The organism is Methylobacterium sp. UNCCL125, assembly GCF_900116795.1.
GTDB lineage: Bacteria > Pseudomonadota > Alphaproteobacteria > Rhizobiales > Beijerinckiaceae > Methylobacterium > Methylobacterium fujisawaense.
The window spans coordinates 67,030-79,733 of record NZ_FPBW01000005.1; the positions used below are offsets into that span (position 1 = coordinate 67,030).

Annotated in this window: 7 protein-coding genes; 3 read left to right on the forward strand and 4 right to left on the reverse strand. The window is 68.4% G+C overall.

The window, feature by feature from the left end; genetic code table 11:
* Nucleotides 1–229 precede the first annotated feature (229 nt).
* Both gltB and BM396_RS05685 read left to right on the forward strand, forming a co-directional pair.
* A complete protein-coding gene (gene gltB / locus BM396_RS05680; protein ID WP_043380425.1) occupies nucleotides 230–4,945 on the forward strand; it encodes a glutamate synthase large subunit in 4,716 nt (1,571 codons plus the stop codon).
* Between the two features lie 101 nt (nucleotides 4,946–5,046).
* Complete coding sequence (locus tag BM396_RS05685) at nucleotides 5,047–6,480, forward strand: glutamate synthase subunit beta (protein WP_043353802.1); 1,434 nt, start codon at nucleotides 5,047–5,049, stop codon at nucleotides 6,478–6,480.
* Nucleotides 6,481–6,508: 28 nt separating this feature from the next.
* On the opposite strand, the gene BM396_RS05690 is transcribed toward BM396_RS05685, so the two are convergent.
* The 3 genes from BM396_RS05690 to galE form a co-directional block, all read right to left on the reverse strand.
* Nucleotides 6,509–7,936, reverse strand: a complete 1,428-nt coding sequence (locus tag BM396_RS05690) for an SGNH/GDSL hydrolase family protein (RefSeq protein ID WP_051044907.1) — start codon at nucleotides 7,934–7,936, stop codon at nucleotides 6,509–6,511.
* A gap of 93 nt (nucleotides 7,937–8,029) precedes the next feature.
* The gene (locus BM396_RS05695) at nucleotides 8,030–9,223 is read right to left on the reverse strand and encodes a lytic murein transglycosylase (RefSeq protein ID WP_043380423.1); all 1,194 of its coding nucleotides are present in this window, start codon (nucleotides 9,221–9,223) and stop codon (nucleotides 8,030–8,032) included.
* A 4-nt stretch (nucleotides 9,224–9,227) separates the two neighbouring features.
* Nucleotides 9,228–10,220, reverse strand: coding sequence for a UDP-glucose 4-epimerase GalE (galE, locus tag BM396_RS05700; protein ID WP_043353807.1), 993 nt, complete (start codon nucleotides 10,218–10,220; stop codon nucleotides 9,228–9,230).
* 175 nt (nucleotides 10,221–10,395) lie between these two features.
* On the opposite strand from galE, the gene galU reads away from it, so the two are divergent.
* Nucleotides 10,396–11,265 (forward strand): UTP--glucose-1-phosphate uridylyltransferase GalU, encoded by an 870-nt coding sequence (galU, locus tag BM396_RS05705; RefSeq protein ID WP_043380421.1) that lies wholly within the window; start codon nucleotides 10,396–10,398, stop codon nucleotides 11,263–11,265.
* A gap of 336 nt (nucleotides 11,266–11,601) precedes the next feature.
* Here galU and BM396_RS05710 read toward each other — a convergent pair whose 3' ends face one another.
* Complete coding sequence (locus tag BM396_RS05710) at nucleotides 11,602–12,504, reverse strand: N-formylglutamate amidohydrolase (protein WP_043380418.1); 903 nt, start codon at nucleotides 12,502–12,504, stop codon at nucleotides 11,602–11,604.
* Nucleotides 12,505–12,704: the final 200 nt, after the last annotated feature.

The following is a 12,704-nucleotide window of genomic DNA, read 5'->3' on the forward strand; positions in this document are numbered from 1 at the left end:
GTCTCGCGCGCGGGCGAGTTCTTCGGCTGACGGATACGGGCGCGCCAGCGCACCGCTCCCTGAGCGGTCTGGGTCCTCGATGAACGCAAGCCGACGGACGTGTCCACCCGGACCGGCCGGATGGCCTGCGGCAAGAGGCCGAAGCGCCGGGCGCCGACGGCTTGCGGGCATGAAACATGCTCGCGGGTTCTTGGCTGCGGACGGGTTCGAGGGAAGGACGAGACGAAGCATGTCACAACGCAGGGCTGCCGAAGAGTTTGCTGCGTCCACGGCCCAGGCTGCCGCCCCGCGCGGCGGCGCGACGCCGCTCATCGTGCGCGATCCCGCCCTTCCGAAAGCCGAGGGTTCCTACGATCCCGCGAACGAGCGCGATGCCTGCGGCGTCGGCTTCATCGCCGACATGCACGACCGCCGGACCCACGCGATCGTCGCGCAGGGTCTGAAGATCCTGGAGAACCTCGACCATCGCGGTGCGGTGGGCGCCGATCCCAAGATGGGCGACGGCTGCGGCATCCTCACGCAGATTCCGCACGGCTTCTTCGCCGATGAATGCTCGCGGCTCGGATTCGAGCTGCCGCCGGCGGGTTCGTACGCGATCGGCCAGTTCTTCATGCCGAAGGCGGACGAGCCGCGGGCGATCATTCAGGAGATCGTCGAATCGGCGCTCGCCGCCGAGGGCCTGCCGCTGCTCGGCTGGCGCGACGTGCCGGTCGATCCGGAGGATCTCGGAGAGGCCGTGAAGGCGACCGAGCCGCATCACCGTCAGGTCTTCATCGGCCGGCCGGCCTCGGTCTCCGACCAGGACGCGTTCGAGCGCCGGGTCTATGTCGCCCGCAAGGTGATCTCCAACAAGGTCTACGCCCTCGAAGACCCGCGGGTGAAGGAGTTCTACCCGGTCTCCGTGTCGTCCCGGACCATCGTCTACAAGGGCATGGTGCTGGTCACGCAGCTCGGCGGCTACTTCCTCGACCTGAAGGACAAGCGCTTCGTCTCGGCGATCGCCCTCGTCCACCAGCGTTTCGCCACCAATACGTTCCCGACCTGGCGGCTGTCGCACCCGTACCGGATGGTCGCCCATAACGGCGAGATCAACACGCTGCGGGGCAACGTCAACTGGATGGCCGCCCGTCAGGCGAGCGTCGATTCCGACCTGTTCGGCAACGACATCTCGAAGCTGTGGCCGATCTCGTACGAAGGGCAGTCGGATACCGCCTGCTTCGACAACGCCCTCGAGTTCCTCGTGCAGGGCGGATACCCGCTCGCCCACGCGATGATGATGCTCATCCCGGAGGCCTGGGCCGGCAATCCGCTGATGACCGAGGAGCGGCGCGCTTTCTACGAGTATCATGCCGCGCTGATGGAGCCGTGGGACGGCCCCGCCGCCGTGGCCTTCACGGACGGCCGCCAGATCGGCGCGACCCTCGACCGGAACGGTCTGCGCCCGGCCCGCTACATCGTCACCGATGACGGCCTCGTGGTGCTCGCCTCCGAGATGGGCACCCTGCCGATCCCGGACGAGAAGATCGTGCAATCCTGGCGCCTCCAGCCGGGCCGCATGCTGCTGATCGACCTGCAGAAGGGGCGCATCGTCTCGGACGAGGAGATCAAGGGCGAGCTCGCCGCCGCGCACCCCTATGCCGATTGGGTCAAGAACACCCAGATCGTCCTGGAGGATCTGCGCCCGGTGCAGCCGCGCGAGTCGCGCGGCGACGTCAGCCTGCTCGATCGCCAGCAGGCCTTCGGCTACACCCAGGAAGACCTCAAGCTGCTGATGCAGCCCATGGCCGTCACCGGCCAGGAGGCGGTCGGCTCGATGGGCACGGATACGCCGCTCTCGGCGCTCTCCGAGAAGTCGAAGCTGCTCTATACCTACTTCAAGCAGAACTTCGCGCAGGTCACGAACCCGCCGATCGACCCGATCCGCGAGGAGGCCGTGATGAGCCTCGTGTCGTTCATCGGGCCGCGGCCGAACCTGCTCGACATGGAAGGCGCCTCCCGGCGCAAGCGCCTGGAGGTCCGCCAGCCGATCCTGACGAACGGTGACCTGGAGAAGATCCGCTCGATCGGCCATTTCGAGGACCGGTTCGACACCAAGACGCTCGACATGACCTACCCGGCCGAGTCGGGCGCGCAGGCCATGGACGGGGCGCTGGACCGCCTCTGCGACCGGGCCGAGGCTGCGGTGCGCGGCGGCTACAACATCATCGTTCTCACCGACCGGGCGGTCGGGCCGGACCGGATCCCGATTCCGGCGCTTCTCGCCACGGCCTCCGTCCACAATTACCTGATCCGCAAGGGGCTGCGGACCTCGGTCGGCCTCGTGGTCGAATCGGGCGAGCCGCGCGAAGTGCATCACTTCGCCTGCCTGGCGGGCTACGGCGCCGAGGCGATCAACCCGTATCTCGCCTTCGAGACGCTGCTCGAGATGAAGGATGAGTTCCCCCCGGATCTCACCGACGACGAGATCATCTACCGCTACATCAAGGCGATCGATAAGGGCCTGCTGAAGGTGATGTCCAAGATGGGCATCTCGACCTACCAGTCCTATTGCGGCGCCCAGATCTTCGACGCGGTCGGCCTGAACTCGACCTTCGTGGGCCGCGACTTCTTCGGCACGGCGACGACCATCGAGGGCGTCGGCATGGCCGAGATCGCCGAGGAGACGGTGCGCCGTCACCGCGACGCCTTCGGGGACGCGCCGGTCTACCGGAACGCCCTCGATGTCGGCGGCGAGTACGCCTACCGCCTGCGCGGCGAGACCCACACCTGGACGCCGGACACGGTGGCCACGCTGCAGCACGCGGTGCGCCTCAACGTGCCCGAGCGCTACCGGGAATATGCCGATCTTGTGAACCGCCAGGAGCACCAGCTCAAGACGCTGCGCGGCCTGTTCCGGATCAAGTCGGCCCCGGAGATCGGCCGTCAGCCGGTCCCTCTGGAGTCGGTCGAGCCGGCCTCCGAGATCGTCAAGCGCTTCGCCACCGGCGCTATGTCGTACGGCTCCATCTCCAAGGAGGCGCACGAGACGCTCGCCATCGCGCTGAACTCCTTCGGCGGCCGCTCGAACTCCGGCGAGGGCGGCGAGGAGGTCGAGCGGTTCAAGCCGCTGCCGGACGGGCGCTCGCGCCGGTCCTCGATCAAGCAGGTTGCGTCCGGCCGTTTCGGCGTCACGACGGAATACCTCGTCAATTCCGACATGATGCAGATCAAGGTCGCGCAGGGTGCCAAGCCCGGCGAGGGCGGCCAGCTGCCCGGCCACAAGGTCGACGCCAAGATCGCCAAGGTCCGCTACGCCACGCCGGGCGTCGGCCTGATCTCGCCGCCACCCCACCACGACATCTACTCGATCGAGGATCTGGCCCAGCTGATCTTCGACCTGAAGAACGTGAATCCGTCGGCGGACGTGTCGGTGAAGCTCGTTTCCGAGGTCGGTGTCGGCACGGTCGCGGCCGGCGTCGCCAAGGCGCGGGCCGACCACATCACGATCTCGGGCTTCGACGGCGGCACCGGTGCCGCGCCGCTGACCTCGCTCAAGCATGCGGGCGGGCCGTGGGAGACCGGGCTGGCCGAGACCCAGCAGACGTTGGTGCTCAACGGCCTGCGCGGGCGCGTCGCCCTCCAGGCCGACGGCGGTATCCGCACCGGGCGCGACGTGATCATCGCGGCCCTGCTCGGCGCCGACCAGATGGGCTTCTCGACGGCGCCGCTGATCGCCGCCGGCTGCATCATGATGCGCAAGTGCCATCTGAACACCTGTCCGGTGGGCGTTGCCACGCAGGATCCGGTGCTGCGCAAGCGCTTCAAGGGCACGCCCGAGCACGTGGTGAACTACTTCTTCTTCGTGGCCGAGGAGGTGCGCGAGATCCTGGCGTCGCTGGGCTTCACCAAGCTGGAGGAAGCGGTCGGACGCTCGGACCTGCTCGACAAGGTCGACGCCATCGCCCACTGGAAGGCGCGCGGGCTCGACTTCACCAAGCTGTTCCATCGGCCGAAGGTGGCCGAGGGCACGGCGATCCGCCACGTGGAGGTGCAGCATCACCCGATCGACACGGTCCTCGACCGTCGCCTGATCGCGGGTGCCCAGCGCGCCATCGAGACCGGCGAGCCCGTGGTCCTGACCGACACGATCCGGAATTCGGATCGGGCGACCGGAGCGATGCTGTCCGGCATGGTCGCCAAGGCGCATGGGCACGAGGGCCTGCCCGACGACACCATCGTGGTGAAGCTCGCCGGCACCGCCGGCCAGAGCTTCGGCGCCTGGGTGGCGGCCGGCGTGACCCTCGAGCTGACGGGCCACGGCAACGACTATGTCGGCAAGGGCCTGTCGGGCGGCAAGCTGATCATCCGGCCGAGCGACGCGCTGAAGTCGCCGCAGGACCGGACCATCATGGTCGGCAATACCGTGCTGTACGGGGCGATCGCGGGCGAGTGCTACATTCGCGGCTCTGCCGGCGAGCGCTTCGCCGTGCGGAACTCGGGCGCCATCACGGTGGTCGAGGGCATGGGCGACCATGGCTGCGAGTACATGACCGGCGGCGTGGTCGTGTCGATCGGCGAGACCGGGCGCAACTTCGCGGCCGGCATGTCGGGCGGTATCGCCTACGTGCTCGACGAGGACGGCTCGTTCTCGGCGCGCTGCAACCTGTCGATGGTCGATCTGGAGCCGGTCGAGGAGGAGGACGACCTGATGCGTCGCTTCCACCAGGACGGCGATCTGGAGACCAAGGGGCGGGTCGACATCCTGGCCGACATGTCCGGGCACGACGAGGAGCGGCTGACGCAGCTCATCACCAACCATCTCAAGTACACGGGCAGCCCCCGCGCCAAGGCGATCCTCGACGATTGGAGCGGCTACCGCACCAAGTTCGTGAAGGTCATGCCGGTGGAGTACCGCCGGGCGCTGCGCGAGATGGAGATGGCGCGGATGCCGGTGGCCGCGGAATAGGCGGACACCCGAACCGGGCGGTTCGCCGCCCGGTCACGCACGCATGATGTGAGACGACGCGGGCAGCGCAGTCACGGACTGGCCGGCCCAGGGGCGGACCAATGGGCAAGATCACAGGTTTCCTCGAGTTCGACCGGCAGGAGCAGAAGTACCAGCTCGCCGCCGACCGGGTCCGGCATTTCCGCGAGTTCACGCTGCCGCTCGACGAGCACGACCTGACCAAACAGGCGGCCCGCTGCATGGATTGCGGCATCCCGTTCTGCCACGGCCCGACGGGCTGCCCGGTCCACAACCAGATCCCGGACTGGAACGACCTCGTCTTCCAGTCGGATTGGGAGGAGGCTGCGCGCAACCTCCATTCCACCAACAACTTCCCCGAGTTCACCGGCCGCATCTGCCCCGCGCCGTGCGAGGAAGCCTGCACGCTGAATCTCGAGAACCAGCCCGTCGCCATCAAGACGATCGAGCAGGCGATCGCCGACCGGGCCTGGAACATGGGCTGGGTCAAGCCCGAGCCCGCGGAGACCCGCACCGGCAAGCGCGTCGCCATCGTCGGCTCCGGTCCCGCGGGCATGGCGGCGGCGCAGCAGCTCGCCCGGGTCGGTCACGACGTCCATGTCTTCGAGCGCGAGCCGAAGGCCGGCGGCCTGCTGCGCTACGGCATCCCCGACTTCAAGATGGAGAAGCGGCACATCGACCGGCGCGTGCGCCAGATGGAGGCCGAGGGCGTCGTCTTCCACTACAACCAGAACATCGGCGTGACGAAGTCGGTGGACGAGCTCAAGGCCGAGTTCGACGCCGTGATGTTCTGCGGCGGCGCCGAGGATCCCCGCAACCCGCAGCTCCCGGGACAGGAGCTGGAGGGCGTTCACTACGCGATGCCCTACCTCGTCCAGTCGAACCGCCGGGTCAGCAGCGAGCCGATGCGCGGCAACGGCGAGCTGCCGATCCTGGCGGGCGGCAAGAACGTGGTCGTCATCGGCGGCGGCGACACCGCCTCCGACTGCGTCGGTACCGCGTTCCGCCAGGGTGCCCTGTCGGTGACGCAGCTCGACATCCGCCCCCGTCCCCCCGAGCGGGAGGACAAGCTGACCGTGTGGCCGTACTGGCCGACGAAGATGCGGACCTCGTCCAGCCAGGCCGAGGGGGCGGAGCGCGAGTTCCAGGCCGCGACGCTCCGGCTTCAGGGCAACAAGAAGGGCCAGCTCACCGGTGTGGTCTGCGCCCGGGTCGACGCCAAGCGTCAGCCGATTCCCGGCACCGAGTTCGTCCTGCCCGCCGACCTCGTCTTCATGGCGATCGGCTTCGCCGGCTCGGTCCAGAAGGGTCTCCTGGAGCAATCCGGAATCGGCGTGAGCAAGCGTGGCAACGTCGAGGCCAACGAGGACGACTACCAGACCTCGGATCCGAAGATCTGGGCGGCGGGCGACATGCGCCGCGGCCAGTCCCTGGTGGTCTGGGCTATTCGCGAGGGACGTCAGGCGGCGCGCGCCATCGACGAGACCCTGATGGGCGCGAGCGTCCTGCCGCGCTGAGGCCGACCGAGAGAGAGGCGCGCCCGGCTCAGCCGGGCGGCCAGCGGAAATCGTCGGCGCGGCCGGGCTGCGGCATGGGGGCGTTTCCGCGCAGCAGCGTCCGCTCCACGGTGCCGAGGTTGTCCGGCTCGCGCGGCCGCCCGTTCAGGAGGGCGCCGCCGGGCGAGACCTCCATGCGGCTCAGCGGGACCACAGGTCCGGCCGCGGGCTTGACCGGAAGCGCCGGCACGCCGGGGGGTTCCGGCAGGCTCGGCAGCATGGCGGTGATCTGGCGATCGATCGCCGCGGTGTCGGTTGCCGGCGCGGGCCCGTCGAGGCTGGGCCCCGAGGTCGAGGACGGCGCCGTCGGCGCAACGGTTGCGGTGGGCGAAGGCTCGGCCGATCCCGGCACGGTGCCCATGAGGCGCTTCAGCTCGACATCGGCGAAATGCGCGAGCTTGCGGTCACCCGCTTTGGTGAAGTGGACACCGTCCGCGGTGCGCAGCTTGGCGATCTGTCCTTCCGGATCCGGTCCCGACGCCGCGTACCGGTCCCGATCGTCGACGAAGCCCGGCCAGATATCGACATAGGTGCCGCCGGCCTTGGTCACGCTGTCGCGCACGATCTCGTTCAGCGATGCGAGATCGCGGCTCAGCGATTCGCTCTGCATCGGCGGCAATCCGACCCAGATCAGCGGGATCCTGCGATCGACGAACACCTTCACCAGCGCTTCGACCCGTGCGCGATAGAGGGCACGCCAGCGATCCGTCAGCGGATCGACCGTCTCGTCCCCGTCGCGGATCGGCTGCCGATCGTTGGCGCCCATCATCACGAAGGCGTAGCGCACTTTCGCGTTGCTCTGGAGATAGTCCTGGGCAACCTTTGGCCAGTCGACCACGTCCTTGCGTACGAGGCCGCTGTCGCCTTTGGCACGGTCGATCACGGCGACGTCGGCATTGTCCTCGAAGACGTCGTCGAGGCCCTTCGCGAGATGGTCGGCCAGGGAATCGCCGAACACGGCGATCTGGACGTTCGGCTCGGTCTTGGCGACGGCCGGCTTCGGCGGCGTCGGCGCCCGCGCCGGGCGGACCCGCCGTTTCACCGCGGGAGCCGGTCGTTGTGCCTCCCCGGTCGCGTAGGGGGGACGTGAGCGTGGCGCCCGGTAGGTGCGCTCCGGCTGTGGCGCCACCGGCTGCGGCCTGTCCTCCCAGGGCCAGTAGAACTGGCGCGGCGCCTCCTGCTGCGGCGCATATCGCGGTTGGCGCCCGTATGTGCCGTCGTCACGGTAATACGCATCCCGTGGCCGACGCCGCGGCGGAGCCTCGTAATAGGTGCCGCCGCCGGGCTGCTGATAGCTGTCGCCCCATTGCGCGCGGGCCGGTCCCCCGCCGAGGACGGACAGACCGGCGAGCCCCAGCAGGGCCGCGAGGCCGAGGAGCAACGGGCGTTCCGAGTGACGCCGACGAGCGACTACCATGCGCATCCCGTACGCTGTACGCCGAACCCAACCCGTTCGGAACGCGCACAGTATAGGTGGAAGCTGACGGCGGGTCTAAACCTCTCGCGGGGATCAGCGTCGCGGCGACGCCGGCTGTCCCGTGACCCGGCTGAGCAGGGCCGGCGTGGCATAGCCGTCAGCCGGCAATCCGACGCTGATCTGATAGCGGCGCACCGCCTCACGCAGCTTCGGGCCGGCGCGGCCATCCGTCGGACCGTCGTAGAAGCCGGCGGCCGCCAGACCGGTCTGCAGGGCCCGAAGGCCCGGCCCGTCGAGGCGCGCCCCTGCGGCCGGCCAGGGAGCCGCCAGCGGTGGTCCGCCGCCGAGACGGTCCGCGAGGTGGCCCACGGCCAGAGCGTAGGAATCCGAGGTGTTATAGCCTCGGATCACCTCGAAATTGTCGGTGATCAGGAAGACCGGGGCGCCGAGGCCCCCGGGCAGGAACAGGCTGGCCCGGCCGCGGCCGGGCAGAGGTTTCCCGTCCGTGCGGGCAACGCCGCGCTCGGCGAACGAGCCGAGCTCGTCGCTGTATCGGCTCAGGTCGAAATCTTTCGGCAGGCGCACCTCGTAGCCCCAGGACAGGGCCGGATCCCAGCCGAGATCCTTGAGGTAGGCCGCGATCGAGGCGAGCGAATCCGCCGCGCTGGCCCAGATGTCGCGCCGCCCGTCCCCGTCGAAATCGACCGCATGTGCCAGATAGGTGGAGGGCAGGAACTGGACCTGGCCCATGGCCCCGGCCCAGCTGCCGCTCATCCGGTCGGGCGTGATGTCGCCGCGCTGCAGGATCGTGAGAGCGGCGAGGAGTTCGTCGCGAAACAGCGTGCCGCGGTGGCGCGCCTCGGCCAGAGTCGCCAGCGCCCGGATGGTGGGAACGCTGCCCGCGCTGGCCCCGAAATCCGATTCCACGCCCCAGAACGCCGTGACCATCGGCCCCGGCACGCCGAAGCGGGTTTCGATGGCCTGGAGGGTCGTTGCGACGGCCGCGGCACGGGCGCGTCCGCGCGCGATGCGTCCGGGGGAGACGGCGCCGACGAGGTAGTCCCAGACGGGCCGGACGAATTCGCTCTGGCGGCGCGTATGCGCCAGGATGCCGGGGTCCGGGCCGGTGATTCCGCGGAATGCCGCTTCGAAGGTCTGCGCGGAGACGCCCCGCGCCGCCGCGTCCGGTCGGAGCGCTGCCACGAAGGCCTGGAAGGTATCTTCGGCGCGGACCTCTCCCGCGGCGAGACAGGCCGCCGCGGCGAGCAGCCCTCTGCGGGACATCATTCGGTCAGATCCGGTTGCGCGTTTCCAGGCGCTCCTCCCAGGCCAGGGCCTGAGCGACGATGGCGTCCAGATCGTCATGCCGGGGCTGCCAGCCCAAACGCTCGCGGATCAACGCGCCCTCGGCCACGATCCGGGCCGGATCTCCCGCACGACGCGGGCAGAGCCTGACTTCAAAGTCGCGGCCCGATAGACGCTTCACGACCTCGATGACCTCGAGCACGGAGTAACCGCGGCCATAGCCGCAATTCAGCGTCAGGCTGTCGCCGCCCGACCGGAGGTGGTCGAGGGCCAGACGATGCGCTTCGGCGAGGTCCGAGACTTGGATGTAGTCGCGCAGGCAGGACCCGTCGGGGGTCGGGTAATCGGTCCCGAAGACGTCGAGCCGCGCGCGCTGCCCCCGCGCCGCCTGCGTGGCGACCTTGATGAGATGGGTGGCATTCGGCGTCGACTGGCCGGACCGACCCTCAGGATCCGCGCCGGCCACGTTGAAATAGCGCAGAATGACGTACGAGAAGCCGTGCGCGGCCGCGGCATCGGCGATCATCCATTCGCTCATCAGCTTCGAGCGGCCGTAGGGATTGATCGGCTTCAGTGGCAGGTCCTCGGGAACCGGCACGACCTCGGGCTCCCCGTAGACGGCTGCGGTCGAGGAGAAGATGACGTGCCGGACGCCGGCCCGCACGGAGGCCTCGACCAGCGATCGGGTCTTGACCGTGTTGGACAGGTAGTAACCTAACGGATCGGCCACCGAGTCGGGCACGACGATCTTGGCGGCGAAGTGGGCGAGGGCATCGATCCGATGCTGAAGGATCGTCTGCGTGACAAGGGCTTGGTCGGCCACGTCTCCGACCACGAGCTTGACGCCCTCCGGAACCGCCCAGTCGAAGCCGGTGGACAGATCGTCCAGGACGATCACCTCCTCATGGCCCGCATCGAGCAGCGCCAGCACCATGTGGCTGCCGATGTAGCCGGCACCGCCCGTAACCAGAACCGCCATGACCCCCCACCCTGACGCCGTCCCGCCGAGCCTGATTACGCGATTGCAGACGGGAAATTTACGCTCCGCTGCTTCATACTATCGACGTAGAACCCTTGCGACGGCTCGCGTTAAGCTATCTCACTGACGGCACCGCCGACCACGTCGCTCCATCCTGTTCCGGGGTTACCGTTTGATGAAACCGATCCGCAAGGCCGTCCTGCCCGTCGCGGGCCTTGGCACGCGCTTCCTGCCAGCCACGAAGGCGGTCCCGAAGGAAATGCTCACGGTCGTGGACCGGCCGGTCGTGCAGCATGTCGTCGACGAGGCCCGTGAGGCGGGGATCGAACACTTCATCTTCGTGACCGGTCGCGGCAAGGCCGTGATCGAGGATCATTTCGACATGGCGTTCGAACTCGACCACACGCTCCAGGAGCGGGGGAAGACGGCCGCCTATGAGGAACTGAAGAAGGACCTGCCGAAGGCGGGCCAGACGAGTTTCACCCGGCAGCAGGCCCCGCTGGGCCTGGGCCACGCGGTGTGGTGCGCCCGGGAGATCGTCGGCGACGAGCCCTTCGCGGTCCTGCTCCCCGACATGCTCAGCCGCGGCTGCATGAAGCAGATGCTGTCCGCCTATGAGCGCCACGGTGGCAACATCATCGCCGTCGAGGAGGTGAAGCCGGAGGAAACGCATCAGTACGGGATCGTGAGCGTCGGCGAGACCTACGGTCAGTCGTTCCAGATCACCGGCATGGTCGAGAAGCCCAAGCAGGGCACGGCGCCCTCGAACTTCATCATTTCCGGCCGATACATCCTACAGCCCGAGATCTTCGGTATTCTCGAGCATGGCAAGAAGGGCGCTGGCGGCGAGATCCAGCTTACCGATGCCATGATCGATCTGATGGAGACGCAGGCGTTCTACGGCATGCGCTACGAGGGCCGGACCTACGACACCGGCTCGAAGCTCGGCTTCCTCACGGCCAATCTCGCCTACGCCCTCGATCGGGACGACCTCGCGGGGCCGCTGAAGGCTGAAATCGAGAAGCTCCTGAAGCGTCAGGGCTAAGGCGCGCTATTTCCGCGGCTGCCGAACCGCACAGATCCAGGCCCCGACCGGCGAACGCGGTGATCGGGGCCGATCGCTCACCCGGAGGCAGCGTGGGCGTCTTGCGTCCGTCGCACGCGGTTCAGGTATGCGCGCAGAGCAGCGGGATCCGACGATTTGCCCTTGCTTCTTGTGCGGCGCACTTTAATTTGTGCGTTGCGGGATCGCGATGGCGTCGCGGTCCTGCTGCCCTTCTTGGGCGTTTCCTCCCTAGACTTCGGGCCGCTCCTTCGGGAGTGGCCTTTTTTCTGTCTGGTCCTCCCGCATCCGTCTCCGCCGAACGTCCCGGCGCGATCGCTATTCCGCGGCGATTTGGCGCGGAACGACCTCCGCGAGATCTCGCGAGACCTCGACGATCACGGCGCGCAAGGCTCCGACCAGGGCCGGAAAGCCCGGCGTCGTCGCGAGGCTGACCTCGTTCATGTAGAGGCCGCGGTTGACCTCAATCTGGAGCGCGTGGCGATCCAGGTTCGGCTCGCCATAATGCTCCGTGATGAACCCGCCCGCGTAGGGCTTGTTGCGCACCACGCGAAAACCCCGAGCCCGGAACGCGGCCTCGAACCCGTCGATCAGCGCGGGCGCGCAAGCCGTGCCATACCGGTCACCCAGCACCACGTCGGCCTTCATCTCCGGGTCGCGGCCCAGGCTCGATGAGGGCATCGAGTGGCAGTCGATGAGCATGCAGCAACCATGCGCGCGCGCCGTGCGCTGGATGAGGCTGCGCAACGCGCGGTGATAGGGCTTGTACAGGCCCTCGATCCGGGCGGTCGCCTCGGCCACGGGCAGTCGCCGGGCGTAGATTTCCTGACCGTCTGCGACGACGCGCGGGACCGTCCCGAGGCCGCCGGCCACGCGCATCGACCGGGTGTTGGCGAAGGGCGGCAGGCGCCCGTCGAACATGCGGGGGTCGAGCTCGTACGGCTCGCGGTTCACGTCGAGGAAGGCGCGGGGGAAGTTGGCCCGCAGCAGCGGCGCGCCCAGTTCGACGACGGGCGCGAACAGGCGCTCGACATAGGCGTCCTCGGAGCGACGCAGCGCCAGGGCGTCGAGCCGCGAGGCTGCGATGAAGTCTGGGGGGTAGACGGCTCCAGAATGACCGGTATTGAAGACGAAGGGCAGGGTGTGCGCCGCGGGCTCGTCGACCGCAAAGGCCGGGGCAAATCCGAAGGCGTCTGGCTGTACCGGTTCGGATGCAGTCATCGGTTGGTGGACACCCCGGCGGTTGAACGAGGACGGCAGGTGCTCACTGTGGTGCGCGATCGACCGCCTGTCCACTCCGTGCCGGCGACTGGGGCAGTCGCCCGTGAGACACGCGGCTCCCGCTGCGCGCTCCATCCTAACACCTTGTTTACCATCGCCTCCCTTTATGGGATCAACTTCTCGACTCGAAGGCTCGGATC